The organism is Candidatus Binataceae bacterium (genome assembly GCA_036495685.1).
Lineage (GTDB): Bacteria > Desulfobacterota > Binatia > Binatales > Binataceae > JAFAHS01.
Genome location: DASXMJ010000006.1, coordinates 1 through 8800, shown reverse-complemented (window position 1 = coordinate 8800; position 8800 = coordinate 1). Strand labels below are relative to the sequence as shown.

7 protein-coding genes are annotated in these 8800 nt (G+C 62.2%); 1 reads left to right on the top strand and 6 read right to left on the bottom strand.

The annotated features are described in order from the left end of the window. The first annotated feature begins 124 nt into the window (after window positions 1–124). Complete coding sequence (locus VGI36_00605) at window positions 125–862, top strand: hypothetical protein (protein HEY2483612.1); 738 nt, start codon at window positions 125–127, stop codon at window positions 860–862. Window positions 863–1270: 408 nt separating this feature from the next. On the opposite strand, the gene VGI36_00600 is transcribed toward VGI36_00605, so the two are convergent. The 6 genes from VGI36_00600 to VGI36_00575 form a co-directional block, all read right to left on the bottom strand. Continuing rightward, window positions 1271–2476 carry a serine hydrolase domain-containing protein gene (locus VGI36_00600; protein HEY2483611.1) on the bottom strand — a complete coding sequence of 402 codons (1206 nt, stop codon included), beginning with the start codon at window positions 2474–2476 and terminating at the stop codon, window positions 1271–1273. Window positions 2477–2508: 32 nt separating this feature from the next. After that, window positions 2509–3396, bottom strand: a complete 888-nt coding sequence (locus VGI36_00595) for a transglutaminase-like domain-containing protein (protein HEY2483610.1) — start codon at window positions 3394–3396, stop codon at window positions 2509–2511. Between the two features lie 28 nt (window positions 3397–3424). Further along, window positions 3425–3898, bottom strand: coding sequence for an SRPBCC domain-containing protein (locus VGI36_00590; GenBank protein ID HEY2483609.1), 474 nt, complete (start codon window positions 3896–3898; stop codon window positions 3425–3427). 49 nt (window positions 3899–3947) lie between these two features. After that, window positions 3948–4253, bottom strand: coding sequence for a hypothetical protein (locus tag VGI36_00585; GenBank protein HEY2483608.1), 306 nt, complete (start codon window positions 4251–4253; stop codon window positions 3948–3950). A 523-nt stretch (window positions 4254–4776) separates the two neighbouring features. Further along, window positions 4777–5670: a DUF1932 domain-containing protein gene (locus tag VGI36_00580; GenBank protein ID HEY2483607.1), complete on the bottom strand. Its 894-nt coding sequence runs from the start codon at window positions 5668–5670 to the stop codon at window positions 4777–4779. A gap of 110 nt (window positions 5671–5780) precedes the next feature. Continuing rightward, window positions 5781–8800: carboxyl transferase domain-containing protein (locus tag VGI36_00575; GenBank protein HEY2483606.1), on the bottom strand; the 3020-nt coding region annotated here is incomplete at its 5' end.

Below are 8800 nucleotides of genomic sequence, written 5' to 3'. Positions count from 1 at the left end.
TGTGGATCCTGTTACGCGCATTTGCGAGCGGCTGCACCGCAATGACCGGTGTGGAAGCGGTCAGCAACGGTGTTCCCGCATTTCGCAAACCCGTGGTCGCATCGGCTCAGCGGTCCCTCGGCGCTTGATCCCGCTATTCGCGGTCGGCGCGTTCCTCGCCTTCACCCTCTCGCAAGCCGGAATGGTTGCGCATTGGAGCCGTCAGCGAGCGGCGGGTGCGCGCTACCGGATGATGATCAACGGGATTGGTGCTGCGGCCACGGCCGTCACGACCCTGATCGTGGTGGTGGCAAAATTTACCCAAGGCGCATGGATCGTCGTGCTGGTGGTACCAACTCTGATCGCAATCATGATGGCGGTGAACCGTCACTATCGTCGGCTCGAACATCAGACCGCGGCAGTCGAGGAGTTCCTGCCCGATGGCTATCGCCAGCCGCTGGTGGTGGTGCCTATCGATCGATGGAGCAGAGTGGCGCGCCGCGCGATGCGTTTTGCGGTCACCATGTCCGACGAAATCCACGCGCTACACGTCGAGTGCGAGCGCCACACCACCTCACTGCGCCGCGACTGGCAGGAATTCGTTCAGGAGCCGGCCCGCCGCGCTAGTCGCCCCGTACCCGAACTGGTGGTACTAAAGTCGCCCTATCGATTCATTATCAAGCCGCTGGTCGAGCGGATTCTCGAACTTGAGCAGGAACACCCTGATCGGATGATCGCCGTGTTGTTGCCCGAACTGGTTGAACGGCACTGGCTTCACTACTTCTTGCACAACCAGCGTCCCGAGATGATCGCCATACGCCTGATGCGCTCCGGCAAACAACGAATCATGATCGTCAATGTTCCCTGGCACCTGCCGGACTGATTAATTCTTTTGGTTTCAAGGGTTCTGGGGCTATTGCTCGTCCCCCGAATCTGCCAGTCGCGACACGGAGCCCAAGCAGCGCGGTTGATTCAAGAAGGGCAGAGATGAATGTCGACAGTCTAGCTTTCACGGTGTTTCCCGGGTCGACTTTGCGAGACTGATTGTCCGAGCCGAGGAACCTAAACTTCGTACGGACTTGATTTCAGGCAACCTCAAATGACGAGGTGACAGACGATTTATTGGCGGAACCGTCGGATCTGCGCCGAACCTTAGCGAGTAGCAGAAGCAAGTAGCAGCCGGTAAGGGCCAGGAAAGATCTGCAGCACTGCCCTTATCTCGAAGAAGAAATTGTTTGGAAGCTCGTATCGCCTCGCGGGATACCGAAGAGGGCTTCCGCCGCTACCTTGTCTATTCGATTGCACCGTACGCGAGGGTCCAGAAATCGGTAAACACTCTCGGCGGTTCGGGCGAATCCATCATGCGCTGGGTGAAGAGGATGCCGATCATTTCCTGTGCGGGATCGGCGTAGGCCGTTGTGCCGAAGCCGCCGTTCCAGCCGAAGCGGCCCGGATTGTGAAAGGTTTCACTGCGCAAAATGTCCACTGCCATGCCCAAGCCCCAGCTCGAATGGCCGCCGAAGAAAATGTCGCAATCTGCGCGTTGCCCAGGCGTCAGATGATCCGATGTCATCAACTCTACGGCCGCGCGCGAGAGAATTTGCTCGCGGCCGTGCCCGCCCTTGTTCAGCATCATGCGGCTGAACGCAAAGTAGTCGTCGATGGTCGAGACGAGCCCACCACCGCCGGACTCGAACGGCGGTTCGACGCGCCACGAAATGCTCGCCTGATCGTCAGACAAGTCGAGCCGGTTGGTCTGACGATTGAAAAAGTAGACCGCCGGCAGGCGTCCGATTTTTTCGGCCGGCACATGGAAGGCTGTGTCCTTCATCCCGAGCGGATCGAAGATCCGTTCGCGCAGGAACCGGCCGAGCGACATCCCCGCGACCCGCGCGATCAAAACGCCCAGCACGTCGCCGCTCACATGATACATCCAGCGCTCGCCCGGTTGCGCAATCCATGGCAGCGAGCCGAGTCCCTTAAGCCATTCATCGGTTGTGGGGATTTGGGAATGCGGCATCGGCCCGTCGCCGCCAATCCGATATTCGCGGATCAATTTCTGAATCGGATAGGTATCCGGCATCGCCATGACGCTGCCGAAACCCATGCGATAGGTCAGCAAATCACGAACCGTGATGGCGCGCAGCGCCGGCACAGTGTCATGGGGCTGCGAGGAGATGGACTTGAGCACTCGACGATTGGCAAGTTCCGGGAGCCACGGATCGATGGAATCGTCGAGCCGCAGCTTGCATTCCTCGACCAGGGTCATCGCAGCCACGGCGGTTATGACCTTGCTCAGCGAGGCGATGCGAAAGTTCGTATCGCGCTTCATCACCGCCTGATGGCCAAACGAAAGAGTGCCGAGCGTCTCCACGTGAACCTGGTCGCGACGACTGACGAGTGCAACCAGCCCAGGCAGCTCTTCGCGCTCCACATGTCCGGTTAACAGCTCGTGCATCCGCTCAAGCCGCGACCTCGAAAAACCGGTCGTGCCCATCGTCAGCTCCTGTGCGGTTCGGGAAGAGACGCCTATACCCCGATGTTTTCGGGCGCGTTGCGCAGTGCGTTGAATACCGTAGTCGGGACGCGCAGGCGCTCGTCGGATTCGTAGAGTCGGCGGAGTTCGGGCAGCGCTTCATCGCTTGCCATGGTCAGGGCCGCGAGCTTGTCGAGCAGCGCCAACTGTTCCGGAGTGAGGTCGGCGTCGGTGCGGGGCATCATACCCCACACGTCCCACGGGAGCAGTTCCATCCGATTGAGCGCTGCAAGGTCGCGCAGAATGTTGCCCGCGATGAACCACAAGCCTTTCAGGTTGATGGGGGAGAGCCCGAAGGCGGTGGGATCCGCGCGCCCCGAGCGGCACTGCTGCCACGCGTCACCCGCGATGATGAAACGGTTGCGGGGCACGTCACGCGGGTCGAAATCGACCTTGAAGGCCTTGCGCTGCACGGCGTCGAGTTGCGCATCTACCAGAATCCAGCGCTGGTCTGCGGCGTTCCAGTATTCTCCGACCCAGTGGTCCTCGAACTTGCCGGGGTTGAAGTAGGACCCGAACCCGACCCGCGCCCGCGCTGGGATGCCCTGGTTGCGCAGCGCCGTGCAGAGTAATTGGGTGAAATGCCGGCACACGCCCGTCACGCGATCTTTGGGTTCGCGCCGGACGGTCAGCGGCTTCGGCACGAGTTCGCGGATCTGGGTGAGCGTCTGCGCGAGCGGGCGGATGTGCTTTTCGTTCAGACGCACCTCGGGCAGTTTCACGTCATAGAGCCACGCCGTCAGGTCACTGTGGATGAGCACGCCCTCGATGGCATCACACAGTTGGCCCAGGTCGGTCGGCAGCGCGCTTAGTTCCGCAAAGCGCGCTCCCTTTGCGGTCATCGGTCCATGGCCCAGATAGTACTGTTGTGGGGTTTCCATCGCTGTACTCTCGCTTGGGGATGAATACTCAAGCCTTGGTCACAAACTCGGCCAGACGATCGAGAGAGCTGGTCCAGCCCTGGCGGTGCATGTCGCAGGCGCTGACCGATTCGAATACCGACTGCCGCAAGGTCATGGTGGTTTTCCCGTCCTGCTCGGCGAAGGTCAGCGCGAGCACGGTCTCGGGACGGGTCGCATTACCGTTCGCATCGGCCCAGGCATACGTGCAGACCAGTTTCTCCGGCTCCACGATTTCCTGATAGGTCCCTTGCAGCCAATGGTCGGTACCCTCCGCCGAATGCATGCCGAAGCGATACGAACCGCCGGGACGCAAATCCATTTTGCAGAAGGTCAGTTCGAAACTCCGGGGACCGAACCAGTGCGCCAGATGATCGCGATCGGTCCAGGCCTTGAAAACCAGGCTCCGCGGCGCATCCAAGACGCGCGTGATAACGAGTACTCGATCCGCCGGCTCCGCGCCGGCACTGAGTCCTGCGGCCATAAAAATCTCCTTGAGGTTACGTGCTTTCGACTTGGTCCTCGTTGCCGATCTATGCGCTGGGGCAGTTAATGTGCGCCAAGTAGTGCTCGAGCCTGGTGAGCGACAAATGCCAACCGATCACCGTGGATTCGAACTCCTTGAGTGCTTTCATCGAGGGCACTTTAGCCGCGCAACCCAGGCGCACGGCCTGCTCGGCATGCATCTCCTCGATAGCCAGGCACGCCTCCCGGACAGCATCGGTCTCGGTAGCGGCAGCGCCGATCGAGCCTCCCGCACGACTGGGATCGGAGAACCGCCAGAACCAGCTCTGCTGTCCGGTCCATATTTCAAAACGAATACCCAGGTGAGTTCGCATGGTCCCCTCGTCCTCAGGCACGAAAGCGTAAGTGCCTCAAAAGAAGAGAACCCCGCAGCAGTCCCATGGTGAAACCAATCAGCAAGGTGATGCCCACAAATATTAACGCCGTTCTCAGGTGTGCTGCGGCCGATATGGAAATTCCTACGCCCGTTCCGAGCGCGAGGTAAGCGGCGATGCAGACAGGACACTTGGGCATCAGGGCCAAGCCGGCTGCGGAGCCGACCCACCCGACTAACCCGCCAAGGTGCCCCCTCAATGCCGAGTGGCGCGGCCTGGCTGCGCAACAGTGCTGGTCTTCCATGGTAAGAGTTCTCCGCGTGCTGAACCCACTCGTTAAATAACCTATTGGTTAAATACGCCCAGAGGACCGATCTGTCAAGCGCGCAATAGCCTTTTGAAATCGACTGGCCAGCGTCACCGGCGTTGCACCGGTCCGCGCGTGCGCTTCCCCCTAAGGCAGTGTTGAGAAGGCGTGCGGCCCTTGGAGGATCGACGAGCGTCGACCAACCGGCCGCGGACTTTACTTAGCTGGTGGCGAAGCTAGCGCCGCGGAGCAGAAGTCGACCAATGCTCGCAGTCCTTCCGCCGCGTCGGGATGCCCGCCCTCTTCGGCCATGCGCTGGTACAGGCGAGCGGCGCCCCGATAGATCATCGCGCCACGATCGTCATCGCCGAGAAACGCGGCGATTTCTTCCATCTCCGCAACCCAGCGATGGGCCTTGGGAAACATTGCCGGAACCGACTGCCCTATGCGACGCAAGATCTGCGGCTGGGTGCGGGCGAGCTCGCTGCGCAGCGCTTCGCCCAGGCCATCGCGCATGGCCGCCGCGACCATCGCCGTTCCCAGCGCGGTGATTCCCTTGGTCAGTCCGGCGTAGCTCATTTTAAGCCCGGAAGCCGCGCCGATCGGGCCGTCCAGAACCGCCACATCGAGTCCAAACTCGTTCAACTCCCCCAAGCGAGGTGCGTCGGTGCCCGAGGCGTAGAAGCGTGGACCAGGCTTACTTAGGTCCTGAGGAGGCGGGCCCCCGATTATCCCCGCGTCGACATACCGGCAAGCGCATCCGGCGAGTACCTCGCCGATGCGGCGTGTGGTTGATGGAGCAATCGCGTTGCAATCGGCGAAAATGGCTTCCCTCGCGGCGCTGGCAAACGACGTCCGATATTGCTCGGCGACCTGAACAGCGACCCCGGGCGGAACGATTGACAGCACGAAGTCCGCACCGCTGACCAGCACGGCATCATCGTTGACGATCTCGACTCCCGCCCGACGCGCGCGCCGTTCGCTCTCCGGGCTGCGACCTTTTACGCACACCCGCACATGTGCGCCGCTCAAACGTAGTCGCTGCGCCACCGCGGCACCCATTTCGCCGACTCCGATAATTGCCACGATTGGTGGTTCGAGATTGCTCATGAGGTAGGTTCCTCACTTTCCGCAAGTGACGCGACCTGCAGGGTGTGCGCTTCGGGCGCACACCCGCGCCAGGACCCTCTTAACAAAGAAATTCGCCTGGTCTCGCACGATCACCAGCTGTCGATGAACGGATACTTTTTCGTAGCGCGCGGCTTGGGGGGCGGGGTCGAGCGCAGGGTCGCGGTTATCCAGCGCCGGGTGTCGGCGGGATCGATTACATCGTCGAGGAAAAAGTGCATCGCGTTGTTGAGCGCTTTTCCCCCGCGATACATCTTCGCGACCATCTCGTCGAAGGTTTTCTTGCGTTCGACCGGATCCGCGATCGCCGCCAACTCTTTGCGGTAGCCGAGCTTAGCCGCACCTTCCAGCGCCATCGGTCCGAACTCGCCGGTCGGCCACGCGATCATCGCCCGGGGGGTATCGGGCGCGCCACCCTGCATTGCATTCGCGCCCAGTCCATACGCCTTGCGTAGGACAATCGTGAGGAACGGCACGCTGACATTGGCACCGGCCAGGAACATTCGCGACGAATGTCGCACCAGGGCGGTCTTCTCCACCTCGGGCCCCACCATGATCCCGGGGGTGTCGCACAGGTAGATCAGAGGAATATCGAATGCGTCGCAAAGCGTGATGAAGCGAGATGCCTTGTCGGCACCGTCGCTGTCGATTGCGCCTGCCAGGTGCATCGGATTGTTGGCCACCACGCCCAGCGCGCGACCTTCGATTCTGACCAACGCGGTGATGGTGGTGCGGCCGAAATGGGGTCGCAGTTCGAGCACCGAATCCTGGTCCGCCAGGGTCTTGATCACGGTACGAAGGTCGTAGCCGCGCAGCCGGTTTTCGGGAATGGCGCTCCGCAGCAACCGCTGATCGGCGCATGCGAATTCGTCGAACGATCCCTGGAAGTAAGCGAGGTACTTGCGCGCTACTTTAACCGCCTCGGCCTCGTCCGCAACCAGGACATCAATGACGCCGCTGGGGACCTGCACATCGACGGGACCGATCTGCTCGGGGCGAAAAATTCCCAGGCCACCGCTCTCGATCATGGCCGGTCCGCCCATGCCGATATTGGAGTCGCGGCTCGCGATGACCACGTCGCAGCATCCGAGCAACGAAGCGTTGCCGGCGTAGCATCGTCCGGAAACGATTCCGACCAACGGCACCAGCGCGCTCAGTTTCGGAAAATCGTAGAACGTGCGGGTGTGAAAGTGACCGTCCGTGTCCCCGGGCCGTCCCCCGCCGCCCTCGGCGAAGAGCACCACCGGCAGGCGGAACTCGCGTGCAAATTCGATCATGCGATCGGTCTTGCGATGGTTGAGATGGCCCTGGGTGCCGGCCAGCACCGTGAAGTCGTAGGCCATCACCACGCAGTGACCGCGCTCGGAGCCGAACTTGTCGGCATTGATGGTCGCATGACCGGTGATGAACCCATCGGCGGGGGTGTTCTTGACAAGGTCTTCCACGGTTCGCCGGCGGCGCTGGGCGGCGATAGCGAGCGCCCCGTATTCGACGAAAGATCCGGGATCGCAAAGATCCTCGACGTTCTCGCGGGCGGTGCGCTGTCCGGTCTTGCGCCGCCGCGCGACCGATTCGGGCCGGGCCGCATCCAGGGTCAGCTCGTGTCGCTCCATGACTTCAGCCAGGTCGGGACGCACGTACTCCAGGTCAACGCTCGTGGACTTTGCGGAGCTGGCGGCGTCAACCTCTGCTGCTTCGATGAAGAGTAGCGCGCAGCCTTCCGGGACCGTGTCGCCCCTGGTTACCGCGACTGTCCGCACCACTCCGCTCAACGGTGCCGCGATCACGTGTTCCATTTTCATGGCTTCGATCACGATGAGCTGCTGACCACTCGTCACCGCCTCACCCTCGTTCACCTCGACCGAGACGATAGTTCCCTGCATCGGCGCCCTGATGGCCGTCGTACCATCGGGCCCCACCGCCTCCGGGCCGGCTGGGTCAAACAACGCCGGGTTGGCTGCTGCCGGCGCCGAGTCGTTGGTACCGGTTTTTCCGTGCTCGAGGACCGCCAGGGGATCGCGCGTGTCGATCCGCGCTCCGACCAGTGGGCGGGAACTCTGTGCCTCGAAGAACCTTCGGCGCGGAGGCGACTTGGCCGCTGCGATCAGGTCGGCAACGTGTTCTTCGACGAAACCGGTATGGAGGTGGTTGGCGGTGAAGGCCGGATGTCCGAGTATGGCTTGCAGAAACGCGAGGTTGTTGGGCACGCCCTCGATTCGAAACTGGCTCAGTGCCCGCGCCGCCTTGCGCAGGGCAGCGCCGAAGTCCGTCGATGGCGAATGCGCGATTAGTTTGGCGATCATCGAATCGAATCGCGGATTGGTCGCGTAGCCGGCGTAGGCGCAGGTGTCGACGCGGAGACCCGTGCCCGAGGGTGGCTCGAATACCGTGATGGTACCGCTCGAGGGGTGAGCGCCGCCGTCGGGTGCCATGGATTCCGCATTGATGCGGAGCTCGATCGCATAGCCGCGCGGCCGCAGCTCCTCGCCGGGGGCCAGGTCGAGGTCTTGTAGCGAACGCCCGAAGGCGAGTTCGAGCTGCGCCTTGACGAGATCGACGCCGGTCACTTCCTCAGTAACGGTATGCTCGACCTGGAGGCGGGGATTCGCTTCGATGAACGCGAAGTCCTCGCCGTCGGGGCCGACCAGGAACTCAAAGGTTCCCAGCGTCGCGTAGCGCACGCTCTGCGCGATCTTAATCGCAGCCTCAACCAGTTTGTGGCGCAGCGCTTCAGAGATTCCCGGGCTCGGGGCAATTTCTATCAGCTTCTGGTGGCGGCGCTGGATGGTGCACTCCCGTTCCCACAAATGCGTCACCTGACCCGCGTGGTCGCCAAGAATTTGCACCTCGACGTGGCGTGCCATCGGCATCAGGCGCTCGAGGTAAACGTCGGGGTTTCCGAACGCTGCGCGCGCTTCCGACTGACAGCGGGTGTAAGCGGCTTCAAGTTCGTCGAGCCTGCGCACCACGCGTATCCCCCGCCCGCCTCCGCCGGCCACGGCCTTGATGACCACTGGGTTTGCGCTTGCGGAGTGAAAAAACGCCTTCGCGTCATCCAGGCTCGTGGGCCCGGCCGTGCCCGGAAGCACTGGCACGCCGCAGCGCTGGGCCA

Coding starts and splice junctions, on each gene's coding strand:
- VGI36_00600 (HEY2483611.1), bottom strand. CDS start 2,476: ATGGGCACGACCGGTTTTTCGAGGTCGCGGCTTGAGCGGATGCACGAG.
- VGI36_00580 (HEY2483607.1), bottom strand. CDS start 5,670: ATGAGCAATCTCGAACCACCAATCGTGGCAATTATCGGAGTCGGCGAA.
- VGI36_00590 (HEY2483609.1), bottom strand. CDS start 3,898: ATGGCCGCAGGACTCAGTGCCGGCGCGGAGCCGGCGGATCGAGTACTC.
- VGI36_00595 (HEY2483610.1), bottom strand. CDS start 3,396: ATGGAAACCCCACAACAGTACTATCTGGGCCATGGACCGATGACCGCA.
- VGI36_00585 (HEY2483608.1), bottom strand. CDS start 4,253: ATGCGAACTCACCTGGGTATTCGTTTTGAAATATGGACCGGACAGCAG.